This is a genomic window from Bacilliculturomica massiliensis (genome assembly GCF_900605495.1).
GTDB lineage: Bacteria > Bacillota > Clostridia > Peptostreptococcales > Anaerovoracaceae > Bacilliculturomica > Bacilliculturomica massiliensis.
The window spans coordinates 824,975-842,418 of sequence record NZ_LR027602.1 but is presented as its reverse complement, the minus strand read 5'-3'; the positions used below and the strand labels follow the sequence as shown (position 1 = coordinate 842,418).

General features: G+C 49.1%; 14 protein-coding genes. 2 read left to right on the top strand and 12 right to left on the bottom strand.

Annotated elements, in window-relative coordinates:
* Positions 1-217: 217 nt before the first annotated feature.
* A complete protein-coding gene (locus E0E37_RS09705; protein WP_130862829.1) occupies positions 218-769 on the bottom strand; it encodes a flavodoxin family protein in 552 nt (183 codons plus the stop codon).
* An 85-nt stretch (positions 770-854) separates the two neighbouring features.
* Positions 855-2,213, bottom strand: coding sequence for an MATE family efflux transporter (locus E0E37_RS09700; RefSeq protein WP_246019679.1), 1,359 nt, complete (start codon positions 2,211-2,213; stop codon positions 855-857).
* A gap of 310 nt (positions 2,214-2,523) precedes the next feature.
* On the opposite strand from E0E37_RS09700, the gene E0E37_RS09695 reads away from it, so the two are divergent.
* Both E0E37_RS09695 and E0E37_RS09690 read left to right on the top strand, forming a co-directional pair.
* Positions 2,524-2,871: a PadR family transcriptional regulator gene (locus tag E0E37_RS09695; protein ID WP_130862827.1), complete on the top strand. Its 348-nt coding sequence runs from the start codon at positions 2,524-2,526 to the stop codon at positions 2,869-2,871.
* The gene (locus E0E37_RS09690; protein WP_130862826.1) at positions 2,868-3,671 is read left to right on the top strand and encodes a hypothetical protein; all 804 of its coding nucleotides are present in this window, start codon (positions 2,868-2,870) and stop codon (positions 3,669-3,671) included. Before E0E37_RS09695 ends, E0E37_RS09690 begins: the two co-directional genes overlap by 4 nt.
* Positions 3,672-3,724: 53 nt before the next feature.
* Here the strand turns inward: E0E37_RS09690 and E0E37_RS09685 are convergent, their stop codons facing one another.
* From E0E37_RS09685 to E0E37_RS09640, 10 genes are all read right to left on the bottom strand, one after another.
* Positions 3,725-5,122: an alanine/glycine:cation symporter family protein gene (locus E0E37_RS09685; RefSeq protein ID WP_130862825.1), complete on the bottom strand. Its 1,398-nt coding sequence runs from the start codon at positions 5,120-5,122 to the stop codon at positions 3,725-3,727.
* A gap of 268 nt (positions 5,123-5,390) precedes the next feature.
* Positions 5,391-7,067, bottom strand: coding sequence for a hypothetical protein (locus tag E0E37_RS09680; protein WP_130862824.1), 1,677 nt, complete (start codon positions 7,065-7,067; stop codon positions 5,391-5,393).
* A complete protein-coding gene (locus E0E37_RS09675) occupies positions 7,064-8,650 on the bottom strand; it encodes an ATP-binding protein (RefSeq protein WP_130862823.1) in 1,587 nt (528 codons plus the stop codon). The genes E0E37_RS09680 and E0E37_RS09675 overlap by 4 nt, the downstream gene beginning before the upstream one ends.
* Positions 8,650-10,323, bottom strand: a complete 1,674-nt coding sequence (locus E0E37_RS09670) for an ATP-binding protein (RefSeq protein WP_130862822.1) — start codon at positions 10,321-10,323, stop codon at positions 8,650-8,652. The genes E0E37_RS09675 and E0E37_RS09670 overlap by 1 nt, the downstream gene beginning before the upstream one ends.
* 15 nt (positions 10,324-10,338) lie before the next feature.
* Positions 10,339-11,460: a hypothetical protein gene (locus E0E37_RS09665; protein WP_130862821.1), complete on the bottom strand. Its 1,122-nt coding sequence runs from the start codon at positions 11,458-11,460 to the stop codon at positions 10,339-10,341.
* A 72-nt stretch (positions 11,461-11,532) separates the two neighbouring features.
* A complete protein-coding gene (locus E0E37_RS09660; protein WP_130862820.1) occupies positions 11,533-12,867 on the bottom strand; it encodes an RNA-binding domain-containing protein in 1,335 nt (444 codons plus the stop codon).
* Positions 12,868-13,253: 386 nt separating this feature from the next.
* A complete protein-coding gene (locus E0E37_RS09655; protein ID WP_130862819.1) occupies positions 13,254-13,466 on the bottom strand; it encodes a cold-shock protein in 213 nt (70 codons plus the stop codon).
* An 841-nt stretch (positions 13,467-14,307) separates the two neighbouring features.
* Positions 14,308-15,069, bottom strand: coding sequence for an SDR family NAD(P)-dependent oxidoreductase (locus tag E0E37_RS09650; RefSeq protein WP_130862818.1), 762 nt, complete (start codon positions 15,067-15,069; stop codon positions 14,308-14,310).
* 18 nt (positions 15,070-15,087) lie between these two features.
* Complete coding sequence (locus tag E0E37_RS09645; RefSeq protein WP_130862817.1) at positions 15,088-15,981, bottom strand: 3-hydroxyacyl-CoA dehydrogenase NAD-binding domain-containing protein; 894 nt, start codon at positions 15,979-15,981, stop codon at positions 15,088-15,090.
* A 21-nt stretch (positions 15,982-16,002) separates the two neighbouring features.
* Complete coding sequence (locus tag E0E37_RS09640; protein WP_130862816.1) at positions 16,003-17,412, bottom strand: TIGR00366 family protein; 1,410 nt, start codon at positions 17,410-17,412, stop codon at positions 16,003-16,005.
* Positions 17,413-17,444: the final 32 nt, after the last annotated feature.

Sequence of the window (17,444 nt, the reverse complement as noted above, 5' to 3'; positions counted from 1 at the left end):
CGCACCTGCAGCTGTATCCCCCAACGGGCGATCAGCCGGCGCCGGCGTGGAAGGATCATCAGCGGCCCGCCGCCGGCGATGCGTATCGAACCATTGGCCGAACTCTGCCGCCGGCAGCTGCCGTACCGACCCGGGGAAGCTCCTACAACAAAAGCTGTCTGCGGATCTCACATCCGCATCGATCAGCACCACCGCAGTGATACCTGACTCAGCCGCTTCATATCCTTCTTCCAAGCTCCTCTATTTTTTCCAGATGTTCTGTCTCTTTTACCGCCGCGTAGTCGTTGACTCCCTTCACAATATAGTGACCCAGGTCTTTCCATTTTCTATCGCGGGCTGTCAGCTCGTAGGATTTGATCAGGCCCTCGTACTTAAAATCTTCCTTGCCTGCGCCCACGGCGATGAGCATGCTCTCCTTGATCCCAAACGGCCGTTTCCCTACCATCAGCGCGTACATCTTGTCCATGGCCGCTTTGAGCTGCGCAGGGAACGTGAACCAGAACACAGAGGTGACGTATACGATGGTGTCGCAGGACTCATACAGAGGAGCCAGCTCGTTGAACTCCTGGTCGTGCGTACACGCCCTGTCGCCGCCCAGGCTGTAGCAGGTATCGCAGTAAAGACATCCCTTTATGGGGTGGGCTGCCGCCTCATATTTGATCACTTCATGTCCCGCTTCCTCCGCTCCCCGGATAAAGGCGTCCGCCATCAGGTCGCTGTTTCCTCCTCTGCGGGCGCTGCCCGTCATAACCAAAATTTTTCTGCTCATACTCTGTCCTTCCTTTCTCTTGTTATCTATCTATTTTATTTATCTCCGGCGGCGTCCCACTTCGGGCTGCCGCGTTGGAACCCTCTCAATCGCCCCGCTCTTTCACAGGCAGGCAAAACCGCCGTTCAACGTTCCCCGTTCTTCGGCGGATCGCCTGAAAGCACAGGAAGTGCGCCGCAAACGTCATCACCCACGAGACAGGGTAGGAAACATAGAGACTTTCCAGCGAACCCAGCCAGCGGAACACTGTGGCGATCCACAGAATACGGAAGACACAGGCGCCCAGAGTGGACACCACCAGCGGCGCGGCGGAATGCCCCATGCCCCTCATGCTGCCCGCCATGACGTCGTTCATTCCGCAGAGTGCGTAGAGGGGAAATACGATCCACATCCGCGTCACTGCCACGGCGGTCGCCGATGGATCGGAACAGTACATCCCTGCCAGCAGCTCATCGAAACCCAGGCACAGTATCGCCGCCAATGTTCCCGCGGCGAAGGCGCAGCCCAGGCAGACATAAAGCACCCGGTCCACCCTGTCGAAACGGCCGGCCCCTGCGTTCTGAGCGGTAAAAGTACTGCAGCTCTGGTAAAACCCGTACATGGCCGTGTAAAGAAATCCTTCGATGCTGATCGTCGCTGTATTCCCCGCCACGGCGGCCGCGCCAAAGGAGTTGACCGCCGCCTGTATGATGACGCTGGAAATGGAAAATCCCACGCCCTGAAGACCTGCAGGCACGCCCACTCTCAGGATCTCTCCCACCTTGTCGCCATACAGGCGGAGTTCCCGCAGTTTTAGGCCCACAGCCTCGCCGCCCGTACAGAGACAGCGCAGTATCATTCCTGCAGATATGCCGTTTGAAAGCACCGTAGCCGCGGCCACACCGGCTACGCCCCAGCCCATCCCTGCCACAAAGAACACATTCAGCGCCACATTGGCCGCCCCGGCCGTCATCAGACAGTAAAGGGGCCGCTTCGTATCCCCTGCCGCCGTCACCGCGGCGCTTCCGAAATTGTAGAGCATGACCAGCGGCATCCCGACGGAATAGATGCGAAGATAACACACCGCAGATCCCAGTATGTCCCCCGGCGTTCCCAGCCCGCGAAGCAGGACAGGGGCGGCGGCCGCGCCAAATACGCCCAGTCCCCCGCCGCAGATCAGACTCATGGCTACCGCCGTGCGGACTGTCTCCCGCACGTCCCGGACGCTTTCCGCCCCGTAAAATCTGGCGGTCACGATATTGGTTCCCAGGGACAGCCCGATAAACAAATTGACGATCAGATTGATCAGCGACGTGTTGGCGCCAACGGCGGCCAGCGCTCCGCTCCCGGCAAAGCGTCCCGCCACGATCATATCCGCAGCCCCAAACATCAGCTGCAGCACATTCCCGGCCATGATCGGCAGCGAAAACCGGATGACAGCAGGAAGCACGGCGCCATTTCGCATATCTATACTTCTATCAGAATTAATATTCATTTCGTTCTCTCACGATCTCACAGCGCAATTTCTCGATTCTCAGCCGTTTCTTAGATTATATTGCAAGACACATGCCATTCACTTCAGGAAGGGCGGCGCCTCTCCCCGAAGTCACGGTCTGCATTTCACAGGATCGGTTCTGCCCATCCGCTGTCACGCGCCGTCCTGCGTCAGGCGGACGCAGTGCAGTTTCAATATTGACACGGGGCCCCCGCACATATATACTGTAGGCAAACGAATACCTAGATCACATAGGTATTCTGGGTGAAAGGAGGCCCCTATGAAAGTCGACAAAAGTCTGATGGCGGGGAGCACCGCCATGCTGGTCATGAATCTTTTAAGCGAAGGCGAGATGTACGGTTATCAAATGATAAAGGAATTGGCTGGACGTTCCGACGACACCTTTGTTCTGAAGGAAGGCACGCTTTATCCCATCCTTCACGATCTGGAGCGCCGCCGTCTTCTGGCGTCCTCCGTAAAAGAAGCCCCCGGCGGGCGAACACGTAAGTATTATCGGCTCACAGAGGCGGGCCGGGAGAGTCTGACCGAGAAAAAAGCGGAATGGCGTTTCTTTTCAGAGAAGGTAAATCAGGTAGTTTTTCCCGTGACAGAATGGAGGCTGCTATGAGACAGATCAATTCCCCTCATTGGGACGCGTTTATCAAGGCCGCCTGCGATCCTGTGCTGCTGCCCTGGTATCGAAAAAAAGCCGCCGCGGAGCTGCGGCAGCATCTGGAGGATCACTATCTGGATCTGTTGGAACAGCGGGACGATAACTTGTCCGGCGCCGCCGGTGCACAGAACGTACAAGGCAAAGCCAGTGCATGCGATGAGCCCGATACCTCAGGCGCACAGGACGGACCCGGCGCCGCCATTCCCAACGCCGAACCGGACGAAGACCTTCTGCGCCAGACAGCGGAGGCCATGGGCGACCCTGCAGCCATAGGCCGCCGGCTCAACGCAGTTTCTCTGCAAAAGAAACAGCTGCCCCTGCTGCTGCTGTGGGACTTATTGATTCTGGGGGGCATTCTTCTCACCAGCAGCGTTCAGGAACATATGCAGGAGACCATGCGGCGCACCTTGGAGATCTCGTACGGACTCTATTTGAGCGTGGGGATATTGTTTTATCTCTTTGTCGGCGTCATGCTGGTATTCCGCCTGCGTTTGCTCCTGTCCTGCGAGACCAGAAAGGAAGCGGTGCTTCAGGGCGCGCTGATCCTGATCCCCAGCCTTTTGGTCCTGTTCAGTCTGTCTTTCGGATTCAGTGAGATCGGCATGGATATCCTCTACTGGCTGCAGCGGCGCCGCCCCGTGGGATTTCAGTATTTCTTTTTAACTAACGCCCCGTTCCTGCCCGCCGCATCTGTCATAGCCGGCGTGGAGCTGGCCGCTCAGCACTGCCTGCGCAGACGTCTTCCCAGAGAGTAGATCCGGAGGGCTGTGCATTCGCCCGCCCTCGTCCGTTTAAATAAGTCCTGCCATCATTTCCGTTTCCGTCTTCCGCCCTTCTCCGCCCGCCTGTTCTTATCTACCCCGCCAAAATATTCCCGCGTCAGCCTTATGACGACAGGCGACAGTAAGATCAGCGCGATCAGGTTGGGCACCGCCATGACGCCGTTGGCTGTGTCGGCCAGGGACCAGATGAAGTCCAGCCCGCTGCCCGCGCCGGCCACGATGAACAGCAGCCAGAGAATCCTTACCGGGATCACAGACTTCGCCCCGAACAGATAATCCGCCGCGCGCTCACAGTAGCAGTGGGAGGTCACCAGGCAGGAATACCCGAACAGGAAGGCCGAAAACATGACGATGGTACTGCCGATATTTCCCGGAAGCGTCAAGTCAAAAGCGCGCATGGTCAGCTCCGCTCCGGTAATACCGCTGGTCCACAGCCCGGAGATGACGATAGCCAGCCCCGTGATCGTGGCCACCACAATGGTATCGAGAAACACTTCCACCGCTCCCCACATGCCCTGCTGCACCGGATGTGTCACCTGCGCGCTGCTGTGGATCATAGGCGAGCTTCCCATGCCCGCTTCATTGGTAAAAAGGCCCCGCGACATACCGATAGATACGATCTTCATGACGCCTGCTCCCGCAAAACCTCCGGCAGCGCTGACAGGCGTGAAGGCGCAGCGTACCATCTCCGCAAAGGCTCCAGGCACCTCTTTTACATTGAACAATACGATGGCGATGCCGGCCGCAATGTAGATGTCTGCCATGATCGGCGTCAAATATTCGCACACTTCTCCGATCCGCTTCAGGCCGCCAAGGATCACGATCCCCGTCAGCACGGCCATGAGCGCTCCTGTGACCACCGGCCGAACGCCCAGGTTGGTCTCCACCGCCAGACAGATGGTGTTCGTGTTTACCACCGCTCCCATGATAAAATACGCGGCGATGACCATGATGCTGAACAGTACCGCCAGCCATTTCTGATGGAGCCCCTTTTCGATGTAATACATGGCGCCCCCTGCATAGGTCCCGTCAGGGCGCTTTTCTCTGAAATACACGCCCAGGGTGATCTCCGCGAACTTCGTGGCCATGCCGAAAAATGCGGCCACCCACATCCAGAACATGGCCCCCGGGCCGCCGATAGCGATGGCCGTCGCCACACCCGCGATATTTCCATTTCCCAGCACCGCGCAGATCGAAGCCATTCCCGCCTGTGAGGACGTGATATTTCCCGCCCCGGCGGATTTGGCAAATGACTTGCCGATGGTGTTCTTAAAAATATACCGAAAGCGAAAAACCTGCAGAAATCCCAGCCTTACCGTTAAATATATGCCGACTCCCGTCAGCAGGCATATCATGAACGGTCCCCACACAAACCCGTTGACCGCGTCGTTGACCCCGTGAGCCCATTGTATGATCTGATCCAAATCCTTTCCCCCAATCCCATCCCTGAATCTGCGGCGTCGGATCTCCCGATTTGTCCGCATATTTCATCCTATGGTTTGAGAGTTTGTACTATTCCAGCGTAATTGTCCGCCCCGGCAGTCGTCCGCTCCGTCTCATGCGCATCCACCGCGTCCGTCTCTGCCGGTCCCGCCCGCCATTTCTTACGCTGATTGAAATAAAAAAGCACTTTACCTCCTGTTGAGATAAAATGCTTTTCATAGTTTTTAAGGTCTTTTTGACGGCACGGTTTTAGCCTTCTACAGCAATATCATTGTCATCCAGCAATGACATTTGGACATATTTCACGTCAGTATTTTCAGTTCTTCCAGAATACTTTATCAAATAGAATTTCAGAATATCTTTAAGGTCATCTGGCCACGGCGTATTTCTCAACTCAGACAAATTAAGGGATACCAATACCATCAGGCGCTCTTTCTGTTCGGCATTTAACTTACGATAAAGAGTATACCATTTTTCCGTTGTCCCATTTTTTTCAAAATAAGAGCGAAACATTATTAATTCTCTTGGCATGGCCAAGAGTTCAAGGTACTCATCCAAATTGTTACCAAATGCCTTATAAAAGAAACTGGATCCAGCCGCTACGACACCTTTTGTTACCTGTAGAATCGCAGAAATTGCACGGACATATTTTTTGCACCAATTCGTGCCGATGTAAGAACGATCCGTTTGGCTAATCGGAGAATACTTCATGGGGAAAGAGAAAATCTGAATGCCCAGTTCCTTATTTAGTTCAATATTCACTCGCAGACGTTCATACAAATCTTCCGGCTTATCTTTGTAATTAAACAGAATATAGTTAGAAATCTCTTTGATGCCATGATGATGCGCAGTACGTACCGCATGACAATATACATCTTTTAAACGAATATCATCGAATGCAATACGCAAGGGGCGAATAGCAAGTCGAGCAAGTTGCTCCATATTCTCATCATTGATCTTTCGTCCATCGACGCCTTGGTTAAAATCTAAGTAACGTGCTTTCTTTGCTTTGTTGCGATACTTCTCGATGATTGGGGTCAGTTTATCATCGTGATCCAGCATATATTGTGCATAGTCCTCTGCATCTTCTGCCTCAATTACAATTTGAAGGAAAATTTCTAACATTTCTGCAGACTTAATACGTTTTTTGAATCCATCCAGATACGTAGCCATTTTCTTGTTGAGGAAATCTGCACGGTCTCCATTTCGATAACGCATCATAACAATATTGTAATCGCCAGGATCGACATACTTTGCCCCCCGACCAAATCCCGCTGCGCACAGATCGTCAACAAGAGACTTCAAATCCGCAGCATTGAGAACATTATTGTCAAGTAATAGAAGGTGCTGCTTAAGTCCGTATTTCTCATCGATAATCCTAATCTGGTCAATAATGTTATTCGTCACACGAAACTGTGGCTCCAAAATAGGAACCGCACAGAAAGAACAATGGTTCGGGCATCCTCTGGTCGTATAAGCAAAATAATTATCACCAGCAGGGTACCTATAATCAGTCTGCTCCAAAATATCATAATCCAGCGGCAGTTCGTCAACATTGATGTCATTGTTATCGCCAACCACCGAAGTATCAGTGAACAGACCAGTCAGAATGTGGGAACGATCAATACCTGTTTCTTCTACAATCCTCTCTGGCATAAGCGATGCCATGATGCCACCAACGTACAGATCGTCAATGTTGTTCACCAACAGCTTATAATGATTGATGGTTTCCACATCAACATCAAAGTCAAAAGTAAACAAAGTGGTAATATAGACTCTATCCCAAACTTCTTTATCTACACTGCGGTCAAAACCTTTGACAAACCTCACCTCGTCTTTCAGCATCTTATGATATGTGCTTATTTTCATCAATCCCATTGGAGGATATTTGTTTTTATAATTTGGTTCTACTAATAAAACTCTCATTTCTTTTTCACGCTCAGTTCAGATTTTATAGCCTCACGCAGTTTTTCTGCTGTCTTATGATCTTCGGTAAAGAATGTATCAATTACGGTAATAATACGTTGGTATAACTTCCGCTCGTCTCGACTATATGATGTAGGCAAATCATGCTTTGTTGCATAATCAACATTAACGATTTTTTTATTTAACGAAGTAATCTTTTTCGCTGCTCTTTCTGTCTGCGACAACACTTTCTCAACCGTTTCTTTACGATCGTCATCAAACGTGCCACTCTCTTGCGCTTTTTTAACGATTTTTTCTTCCGCTTCCCGCTTCTTTGAAATTTGCTTGAGCTTATCAGCAATCTGTTCTCGTTTTTCATCAGAAGTGATTGCACCTGAATCAATCTTTTCTTCCAATTCCTTCTGCTCTGCATTCAATTGATTTAGACGTCTAAGTGCAGAAGTCGCCTCAGACATACCGCGGCGGTATTTTCTGTTAATTTCTCCAGCCCACTTTCTCAGAGCCTGCGTCATTTCACTATATATTGCATTAGGCTCAAAATCGTCTCTCTGGGAGTTCGGAACTAATTCATTATGTAAAACGTGAATTTCTCCGGCAAACATACGATTTGCATTATGACCCTCAGAGGGAAAATACTTCACGAATGTAGTATTATCACCAACTAGGATATTTCCCTTGCGGAAACGGATACCCTGTATCGTCTCATCAGAAATAATTCCAGAAAAATCTGTAAGTGCAAGCCATCCAATATATAGAGGTTGTCCATCAGACGATTCAGCATACACAAATTCTACATCCCGGATATAATCTTTATTCTTTGTTTTCGTTTGCTTTCCCGTAGACAAAGTGCGGGAATAAGCCTTATAGATAGGGAGTTTTCTCGATCCTCGAAGGATTTTATAGCAGGATATAGGGCAACCATGATCGATAAAATGATCCCGAATTTTTTGTGCCTGAGAAAACTGCTGGCTATTGAAGTCAACAGGGGCTGTTTCTGAAAGATAACTCCACACAGCGTTTTCTTCAAGCAAGCCAGAATCCGAAGGAACACCCATTAACTGCACTTCAAAAAAATGTGTATCTTTATCCTCTGGCAGAGGATCAGCGAAACTGCTGATTGCCATAAAAGTTTCCATGACATCCGTAGTTTCCGTGTTAGACTTTTGAAGAAGTCTTTGCATTTTAATGCAATCACAGGTCAGAACTGTCTTTACTTTTTCGCCATATGCAGAAGTAATAAACCTAACTTCCTCTGCATAGGCTAGTCCTGCAAGCCGTCCAATTCCTCGAAACCCTCTCTCGTCTATACCATTTTTTTCAGAATCGCCAATGCTTAACAGTACCTCTCTAGCTTTTTCGGCAGGGATTCCACAACCATTATCATGAATAATTATCTTTTGCTTAGCACTATCAATCTGAATATGAATCGCAGCTTCAGATGTAGATATTACTCTACTCGCAACAGCCTTGTCAATAGAATCTGTACTATTTTGAATATATTCCCTATAGACGTGCATCGGGTTGGAATACATGCCTTTGGTAAGTATTTCAAGCAAAAACTTTCCAGCCATTGGTTCGCCCATTATTTACTACCTCCCTGATTATAAGATGGAAACGGGAACTGGATCTTTAACAATGTCTTGAAGACGGGATGGTGAAGAATCAAATCCCCCTTCTTCAGTCGAGTCATCATGTTTGCATATACCGTAGGAACAAATTTATAGTCCGGTCGAGATACTTCAATCGCATTCGTGCGGCCATACACATTCGTACCGCAGTTGCCTTTAATGCGTTCATGAATTGCACTTCTGAACTGTTCAGCAGAAAATAGTACAACACCTTCAGAGCGACCACGTTCCGTAATATCCAGCAAATTAGCCAGCAACGGCGAATTTTTGCTAGATGTGGAAGGGGCATATTTATTTAACTCGTCAACAAAAATAACAACCCGTTTGGGAACCGGTTTCTTACTGTAACGGTCCTCCTGATCAAAATCACCGTGCTTTAAGGAATATACGGAACGGATAATATCACCGAAAACCAAGCATTGCAACTGTTCAGTTAAACCAGCAATATCGACAACCATCATTTCGCCGCCATTGATATTCAATACCTCATTGGACAGATATACTTGATGCTGTTCCTTCGCGCTTGAAATGGCATTCACAAAGATGTCATCATTGATAGAGTTATTGATCAGACGTCTGAAGCGCTGCCAGGACTGAATCAGAATACTGGAATTATTATTCTTACTGCTGCCTTTGCTGCAAAAATCTTTCAATTTGTCCTTGAAATCTGTCCAGCTCAAATCGCCTCTAAACTCCTGGCCATAGTCAATATAGTTCAGAATTGACTCAATTGTGTAGTTTGGATCATCGACATTAGAAAACAACATATCCACTTTATCAATGTCATGTTCAAAAGTGTACACAAAATTTGCAGCCTGCTTTGCTACAAACTGCTCGGCCAAATCTTCCGTGGGAAGTGCAGTATTCGCATACAACTTGTCCTTCTGATTTCGATATGGGTACAAGTATTTCACATTTTCAAATGGTTTGCAGGGAACACCCAAAGTATCCCATTCTTCACGCTGTGTTGGGGTCATTTTCTCATTCGGCTGGTGAACATGGAGCAGGTCGTCGCCCTTTACATTCATGACAATAATTGCAACATCATCCTTGTATTTATGCTGGATTGCTTTCAACAAGAACATAACATAGCTCGTCTTGGTAGCCAGACCCGAAATACCAGAGATATTCATGTGTGCACCTTCAGGACCGATTAAAAAATCTCCATTATACTTGATTGGCACGGAAATATTATTGCTAGCCTTCATTAAACCTGCAGGAATAGCTGTTTTCTCATCAATATTGTCCAGGCCGAGTGCGATTTCAATATCATCGTTATCTGCTGTATATACAGGAGAACTTTCAAATACAGGCATAAAATTTTCTTTCGTGTTGTGGATGACTGACACCTTCGCATAAGACAGGGAAAGCCTTCTTGTCAAGGGTGTTGTATCCACATTGCCGAAATCAGAGGACACATAATTGCTGAGATGACCTGTACCATCTGTGATATGCAGAATGTCCTGCACCACACCATAGGTTACAGAATCGTCAGCCTTATTTTCAACTCGAACAATATCAAAAGGGCTCAAAACAGCGTCATCCGAAAGCCAAAACTGAAAATCGTCACAAGATGATGGATATTTTTCTGTGGCAGAGACTCTGCCAATTAACTTCCTGTTACTCATACCTTGATCTCCTTATTAGCGAAAATTTCTTTTGAAATTGTTGATAAACACCAAATCGCTCTCAAAAGATACTTTTATTACTCTTTCCGTTAAATATATGGGATATAGGTGGCTTGCCCATCGTTCATCCCGACCATAGCAAGTAGGAGAACCCTCATTCAACGCCCAGAGAGAAATATTGTCCACCACAGAAGAATCCAGACCTTCCTCCTCCTCCAGCACCGCCATCTTTTCAATTTTAATAATGCCTTCAAGCGGACCGGCCACCCTGTTTTTAGGACGAATCCGTAAATACCAGCAACCAAATTTACGATGTTTGCTGTTCTCCTTCAAAAACACCGGAGTTCTTTGGCCATATTCCAGTTTTAGAAGTTCTGTACCAATCTGGATTCCGCCACGTTTATTTTTGCTGGAAGTGGGCAGCATTGGATCAAAACTCTTAGAAACGCCGACGACATTATAAAACATATCTGCAAACTCTGGCTTTCCAGTATCCTGACGAATGAACTGCAACGGACCATCCACAACCAGCATATGATCGGGCTCAAGCGTATCCGAATTAACCATTTGCCCCAAAATATCAATTTCCATATCGTGCATCGTAGAATTGGCTTTGGCAATAGCTGCATTGACGGGAACATTATCTTTTGCGGGATCAAAGTGATATTTGACTATATCTAAGTGAATATCCTTTGCCATCTGTGTTTTGAGGATGCGCTGACGAATTTCTTGAAAATCCACTTCATTCATCTTATCGCTTAGAAGCAGAAGGTTTTTTCTCTGAATGGTATTATGTATATGTAGCTTTTTTTGTCGATCTCGCTCAGTACTTCCTGCCCGAACTTGAGCCACAACAACAGGGTATATCTTCTTGCCCTCCAATACCATATCGCCAATTTTATATGTACGGCGAGAACCGTCCATAAAATAGCTAAATCCAGAATATGTTCGGTCTTCGTTTATCAAGTCAATGGTACGAATTTTTTTTGACTCATCTGTTTCAAAAGGCTTACCCATTTCTTTTATTTCATCATTTTCATCTTGGTATGGCTCGTGGTAGTAGTGGTCCAGATCAAGGCTTTCGTTCTGATAAAGGAAAATTCTCCGCTTATCAAATATCTCGCTTAAAGTCGGCATATCTTTGCCTCCATCTTCATCTAAGTATGCTTGGGTTTGAATTATTCAATTCTTTTAAATGTATAAACTCATTCATTTCTTCTCGTAGTAACGTAAATTCTTTGCTTTTCCTTTTTTAAACAGAACCCCCTCATCATTCAACTCGCGCAGCAGGAGGATTGCCGTAGATTGTGATACGCCAAGTGCCATTTCCACATCGCTGCGAACGATAGAACCCTTGCTGCGGCACAGTTCTAAGATAGTGTTGACTCGTTCTTGTTTTTTTGACCAACTGGTAGTTTCATTTACTTTGTGCAAATTCTTAGATTTTTGTTCTTCAGCATGGAAGTTCGTATTGGGAAGCGTAATCTTAAATGCATTATCTGTTGTTTCGATCACAGGTTTCACAGCATAATCATCGTAACACTCATTGATTTTAAGAATACCGGTGCCGTATGCTTCGATCAGTCGAAGACGATAGAAAATATTGGCTAAATACTGATTACGCAATACCGACACCCCAAGCTTTACATCATCCAATGTAATACCTTTCACTAAACCACCGATCGTTACAAATTCAATTCGATCTTCAAAAATACTAATAAGGGCAGCGCCACTGAAAGAATAGTCCCGATGTACGATCGCGTTCAGCAGTGCCTCACGAATGGCCTCTGGTGGATAGTCCCGCATATCTAACCGATCCAATCCGGAGAATTCTGCACGGGTACGATTGAAACGATCAATATAATCAAAAGCTTCCTCCAGCTGTTCCAGAAGGGAACCTGACAATTCTCTGCGGTCTTTAAATACGGATTTCTTGCTACCTTCAAAAACAGCCAGTTTAATCATATGCGTACATTGCTCAGACAACAGAAATGCCAGGTTAGTGTACATTTCATCCTCACCGATCAAGTGAAGTGTCCGCATTTGGGCCTTTCCAAACCCCACCTTCCGTTTTCTGAAAAAATCGGCAGCTTTATCAAAAGTAAGATTCTGGTCAAGAGAACGGGCAGCTTCATAGCTGTCGCCACTGGTTTCCTTAATCATATTTAAAATAGCAGCATCTGTTGCCGGAACTGTAGATGCCCCCTGACGAACATAAACGCCTTCCGGGCGAATTCCTTTTCCATGCAGATAATACGGCCTTGCCGTACCACGCTGGACGGTTACACACACGATCTGCTTCTCGTCCATAATATCATTGCGGCACTCTACAAACATAGTGACGTCTGGACGTACGGCATCCCTGATCACATTGGTTACACGCAGCATAGTACTATCAACATTTTCAACACCGCAAACGGTTCCATCATCATCCACTCCGATATAGAGTGTACCGCCGTCACAGTTTGCAAAAGCAACAATCGTATTTTTAATATCGTCAACATATTTTCTCTTGAACTCTGTCGTCTTGCTTTCTGTGAACATAACGTGCCCTCCAACCAATTCAAATCATATTCTAATCTAATAATTATTATAATCATTTTTTTGTTATTTACAAGCAGATTTTGAATCTTTATTACGAGAAATAGAACCGCTTCCTTTATTTCTCTCCCTTCTGTTATAGGATCAGTCTCTATCAAATAAACGTTATCCCTTTTCAAAAATTTGAGTCAGGGAAGTCAGGTGCCAGGAATAAGGTGTTCCTCACGCGCGGCGCGATATTACGATGTTATAAAAAAGACCTCCGGCCGCAGTATAAACTGCATCGGAGGTCTTTTCTTTCGTTGCAATGCTCTTCCCGTTCAGGTGTCCTCAGGTATGCGTTCCTCGCGGATTGCATCCGGACCGCCGGGAGATCGGCTTCTGTGCTTTTATGCGGCGCAGACGTTGATCGCTCTGATCTTTCCATTGCTTCTGGAATCAGTCTCAGTGTCGAACGTCACTTTCTGTCCCTCGGACAGGGATTTGTATCCGTCGCCTACGATAGCGGAGAAATGTACGAAAACATCCTCGCCGCCATTATCATTCGAAATAAAACCATAACCTTTGTCTGCATTAAACCATTTTACTGTGCCGTTATTCATTTACGGTACTCCTTTCAATCTGTACACCCGCCGCAAAATGACGCGCGAGCCGGCGGAATCAATTTCTCCGCCTATACCCTGACTGATAAAACAAAAAAAATCACATATTTTGCAAACCATCCGAAAACAAATGACTTACAAAATATGTGAGTTCAAATGACCATCATCGAGAATACTTTTTTATAATACAACACTATCTTCTGTTTGTCAAGAAATATTTTTCCTGATTTTTTATTTCATAGCGCGGCTGAGTAGTCGATCGAAAACCTGAACGGATCCATTTTTTCTTTTTGACCCCTATCAACACCCGAAAAAGAAAAAAGCAGAGACCGTAACGGGTATTTTTATTGTTTGCTTTGTCGACCTATGTCGTTTTTTTCTTTTTGGAAGCAGTTTTGTGTTTACAACGAAAAATATTTTACATATTTTGCTTGATCAGTATATCATGTCCACATATTTTTCGTTTTCAGATCAATTTTACAGGCAAAAAGAAAAAATCCGTGAAAGGACCTACGCTTCTTTCCTTTTTCGGCCTGCCCCGGTCACTTTCTCATCCATTTATCAGCTTTCAAGCGTTGCGCTGTCACATATCTGCGATGTTTCTGGCATTGAGCTCCATGGTTTTCTGCGTTTTTAGGCTACAGCCGTCATGAAACTCCGCGGCCCGGGTTTTCTGCTGCTGATTTCCTTCAAATATAGATCGGGAGAACGGCGCGGAAGGAGCGGGCCGCGTAGATTCACGCGGGACCCGCCCGCCACTCCGCCCGCAGGGCGTCTCTTCCCCGACGCGCCGGCATCCATCCCCCGGCCGCCTCCGGCGGCCGGCGCGCCGCCTGTGCCGCTAAAGGCACAGATACCCTCCGTCCACGCAGAGCACATGGCCTGTGACGAAATTCGACGCATCGGAGGACAGATAGATCGCCGCCCCCACCAGTTCGTCCCCCTCGCCCCAGCGCCCCATGGGCACCTTGGAAAGCAGCGCGGCGGCTTTCTCCGGATCGTTCAGGTATTTGTCATTCATCTCCGTGGCAAAGTAGCCCGGCGCGATGGCGTTTACCTGAATATTGTCCGCCGCCAGTTCCAGGGCCGCCGCTCTGGTCAACTGCTGCACGCCGCCCTTGGATGCACAGTAGGGACCTGCCATGGCGGCGGCAGCTACAGACATGATGGAAGCGATGTTGACGATCTTCCCCCGCTTCCGGCTCTTCATCAAGGGCGCGAAATGTTTGATGCAAAGGAAGCTGCCGGTCAGATTGACCCCGATGGTGTCGTCCCAGTCCGCCTTGCTCATCTCCGTCAGCAAGCCTCTGCGGTTGATACCGGCGCAGTTGATCAGCACGTCCACCTGCCCCAGCTTCCGCGCCGCAAAGGCCGCCAGAGCTTCGACTTCCTCCTCCGAGGAAACGTCCGCGGCAAAGGCGCCGCAGCTTTGACCTTTCCCTTCGATCTCCCGCTCCAGTTCAGCCAGAAGCGCGCCGTTAGTAGCCGCCGCGACGATATGCGCCCCGGCCTCCGCCAGCCCCAGAGCCATGCTCCGCCCCAATCCTCGGCTGGCTCCGGTGATCACGATCCCCTTTCCTGCAATATCAAAATAATTTTTCATCCCCGCGCCTCCTCAATATCACCGGAGCGTCCCCGGTCTGATCACGAAATCCTCCGCCTGATAGATGGGATCCGGGTAGGAATAAAATCCGCTTCCCGTCTTCACGCCGCCTTTTCCCTCCTCTATCATCGTCCTCAGAAGCCTGAGCTTTTCCTCTTTGTTCGGCGAATCCGGAAGCAGTTCCGCCGTCACGTCCAGACCGATCTTATCAATGATGCCGAAGGGGCCGGAGTTCTCCAGCCGCACGGTCATCCACGCCTTGTCGATGTCCGCGATATCCGCGGCTCCCGCCAGATACAGATCCAGCGCCTTGTCCAGGACCACGAACAGCATGCTGTTGGCCAGGTAACCCGGATACTCCTTCTTCAATACGCAGCAGTTCTGCCCGATGGATTCCGTATACCGCTTCAACTCCTCCACACAGCGCGGATCCGTCCCGGGATGGGGCATGATATCCGCCAGATTCTGCCGGTAGACCGTCAGGTGAAAATGCCAGGCCAGAAACCGTTCCGGCGCTCCCGAGGCCTCCGCGAACAGGGACGGTCTCAGCGAGGAGGTGTTGGTGGTCAGGATGGCGTTTCCGGGGAGCCAGGGCGCGAACTTTTTCCACGTCTCACGCTTGATCTCCACGTTCTCCGCCACCGACTCACTCACCAGATCGGCTCCCGCGCAGGCGTCTTCCACATCGTTGCTCACGCAGATCCGTTTCATCGCGCCTTCCAGACGTTCCCGGGAGATGCGGCCTTCCTCCAGCAGCGACAGCGCTGCTTTTTCCGCCCCGGAAACTGTTCCGGCGTTTTTCCCGGGGTTTCTCACGTACATCGTCACATCGGTGCCGAACAGAGCGCACTGCAGTCCGATATGCTGGGACATAGCGCCGTTTCCGATGATCAAAACCTTCCTGATTGCCATAAGTCTCCTCCAATCTCTTCTCTACCAGAAAAACATCGCGATGAAATAGTACGCCGTTACCACCAGACAGCCCACCACCGCGTAGGGCAGCACTTTGTGATAGTCGATCTTGAACAGCCCGCAGGGCAGTACCCACCAGAACGGCGTCAGCATATTCGTGGCGCAGTCGCCGTAGCCGTAAGACATGAGTATGGTCTCCACCTTGCAGTTCAGCTGGAAGGTGACGGGAATGATATAAGGCGCCTCGATGATGAACTTTGAGCCTGCCGACGGCACGAAGATATTGAGAAACGCCGAATACAGCATGGCTATGCTGGGCCAGGTCCCCGTGGTGGCAAAGGACAGGAAGAATCCGGCGATGACCTTGTCGAAACCCGTTCCCACAATGATGCCGAAAATGCCTGCGTAAAAGGGATACTGGATAACGAAGGCCCAGGCGGACTGAATGGTGTCCACAAAGAGCTCCACGAAAATGCGGGGACGCATACAGCATGCCAGAGTAGCTGTGAGCACCAGATAGTTATAGCTGTTGATGGAGATCCCCATGAAGCCTCCGTTCATGAGCATATTAATACACCAGTAGCCCATGAGCGCCACGATGATATACTGCAGAACGATGCTGTTGGCCAGCCTTTTGGCCGGCGTGCTTTTATCGATGTGGAGCGTGTCCACGTCGATGGAATAAAAGGCTTCCTGCTCCGGCGTGATCTCCTCAATAGGCGAGCCTTTTTTTGGCCGCATGAACATGACCACCGCCAGGACCAGTACGCAGCTCACAGCTACGGTGATCAGCGGCTGCGCGTAGATGGCCGTGTCCATGACCGTGTAGGATTCGGGCATCAGCGCCGCGGTCTGCTCATCCACCAGGGATTTCAGATAGCCTGGGGTCGAGGCGTAGAGGATCTGGGACGCGGAGATCCCGGAACCTCCTACCAGCGCTGTGCAGAAGATCGCCGCCACAAAGCTGGGAGTGTGAATTCGGATCCCGCGCTGCTTTGCCTGAAGCAGCATCTCTTTGCCTATGACGATGCAGCCCATCCAGCCGATAGCCCAGTGAAACCAGGACAGTACCGCCCCCAGCATGGCGCACATGATGTAAGCGGAAACAGTGCTTTTCGGCAGCGAACAGAATTTTCGGAGCAGCTTTTTCATGGGCGGCGAGCTGGCGAACACGTTTCCCAGCACGGTGATCAGCACCATCTGCATGGAAAATGCCAGCAGGTTCCAGAAGTTTTCCGCCATGGAATCTGCGATGCTTTTCTGACTCTCTGTGGATTGAAAGATGGGCGCGCCGGTGAACACGATAGCGAGGACCGCGGCGACGATCACCAGAATAAATGCGATGGTCATGGAGTCAGGCATCCAGCGTTCAAAAGCAGATGAAAATTTGTCTACCAAGCTCTTCTTGTTGTTTTGATCTTCCTGTGTCATATGTAGTCCTTCCCTTCCCTCTGCGTTATGGA

What these genes read in the sequence shown, in the direction of transcription:
- E0E37_RS09705 (WP_130862829.1), bottom strand. Translation starts at nt 769, where the DNA reads ATGAGCAGAAAAATTTTGGTTATGACGGGCAGCGCCCGCAGAGGAGGA.
- E0E37_RS09700 (WP_246019679.1), bottom strand. Translation starts at nt 2,213, where the DNA reads ATGCGAAATGGCGCCGTGCTTCCTGCTGTCATCCGGTTTTCGCTGCCG.
- E0E37_RS09695 (WP_130862827.1), top strand. Translation starts at nt 2,524, where the DNA reads ATGAAAGTCGACAAAAGTCTGATGGCGGGGAGCACCGCCATGCTGGTC.
- E0E37_RS09690 (WP_130862826.1), top strand. Translation starts at nt 2,868, where the DNA reads ATGAGACAGATCAATTCCCCTCATTGGGACGCGTTTATCAAGGCCGCC.
- E0E37_RS09680 (WP_130862824.1), bottom strand. Translation starts at nt 7,067, where the DNA reads ATGAGAGTTTTATTAGTAGAACCAAATTATAAAAACAAATATCCTCCA.
- E0E37_RS09675 (WP_130862823.1), bottom strand. Translation starts at nt 8,650, where the DNA reads ATGGGCGAACCAATGGCTGGAAAGTTTTTGCTTGAAATACTTACCAAA.
- E0E37_RS09670 (WP_130862822.1), bottom strand. Translation starts at nt 10,323, where the DNA reads ATGAGTAACAGGAAGTTAATTGGCAGAGTCTCTGCCACAGAAAAATAT.
- E0E37_RS09665 (WP_130862821.1), bottom strand. Translation starts at nt 11,460, where the DNA reads ATGCCGACTTTAAGCGAGATATTTGATAAGCGGAGAATTTTCCTTTAT.
- E0E37_RS09660 (WP_130862820.1), bottom strand. Translation starts at nt 12,867, where the DNA reads ATGTTCACAGAAAGCAAGACGACAGAGTTCAAGAGAAAATATGTTGAC.
- E0E37_RS09655 (WP_130862819.1), bottom strand. Translation starts at nt 13,466, where the DNA reads ATGAATAACGGCACAGTAAAATGGTTTAATGCAGACAAAGGTTATGGT.
- E0E37_RS09650 (WP_130862818.1), bottom strand. Translation starts at nt 15,069, where the DNA reads ATGAAAAATTATTTTGATATTGCAGGAAAGGGGATCGTGATCACCGGA.
- E0E37_RS09645 (WP_130862817.1), bottom strand. Translation starts at nt 15,981, where the DNA reads ATGGCAATCAGGAAGGTTTTGATCATCGGAAACGGCGCTATGTCCCAG.
- E0E37_RS09640 (WP_130862816.1), bottom strand. Translation starts at nt 17,412, where the DNA reads ATGACACAGGAAGATCAAAACAACAAGAAGAGCTTGGTAGACAAATTT.